The sequence below is a fragment of the Caballeronia sp. LZ029 genome (genome assembly GCF_031451275.1).
Classification (GTDB): Bacteria; Pseudomonadota; Gammaproteobacteria; order Burkholderiales; family Burkholderiaceae; genus Caballeronia; species Caballeronia jiangsuensis.
The window spans coordinates 1-728 of sequence record NZ_JARUXO010000013.1; the positions used below are offsets into that span (position 1 = coordinate 1).

Here is a 728-nt window from a genome sequence, read left to right on the forward strand (position 1 = left end):
AACGTGCCAAACGACGCATCGAGCGGCATCGTAACGAGTCACATCTTGATCCAACCAAGACGCTGGCCACCTTCGACTTCGGCATGGTGCCAATGGTCTCGAAAGCGCATGTCACGGCACTGGCGACCGGAGATTCGTGGCTGGAGAAAGGTGCCACGATTCTCCTGTTCGGGCCCCCCGGTGGCGGTAAAAGTCATTTAGGTTCAGCCATCGGACACGCTTTAATCGAAGCCGGCTATCGAGTGCTGTTCACACGCACGAGCGAGCTCGTCCAGAAACTCCAGGCTGCGCGTCAGAGCCTGCAGCTTCCATCCGCTCTCACGAAGCTTGATCGGTTTGATCTCATCATCCTGGACGACCTGTCGTACGCGCGTAAGGACCAGGCCGAAACCAGTGTGCTGTTCGAACTGATCGCCGAGAGGTATGAGCGTAAAAGTCTGCTCATAACGGCCAACCAGCCATTCTCGGGATGGAATGACGTGTTCCCCGACCCTGGCATGACGGTCGCAGCCATTGATCGGCTCGTCCATCACTCGACGATCTTCGAACTGAATGTTGAAAGCTATCGCCGTCGAAAGGCCAGCGACAAACAGAGCGCGCGCCGGCGACAATTACCCGACGACAATTACGATGGAGAAGCGACAACTATGAACTAGCCAGCGACAATTACACCCGTCGACCGGCCAGAATAGTTGTCGCTGACCGGCCGTGCCGCTTGACGCTGTCTA

General features: G+C 56.9%; 1 protein-coding gene. It reads left to right on the forward strand.

Annotated elements, in window-relative coordinates; translation table 11 throughout:
- Positions 1 to 656 (forward strand): IS21-like element helper ATPase IstB (istB, locus tag QCE73_RS33880; RefSeq protein WP_309885320.1); only part of this gene is annotated, 656 nt, incomplete at its 5' end.
- Positions 657 to 728 lie beyond the last annotated feature (72 nt).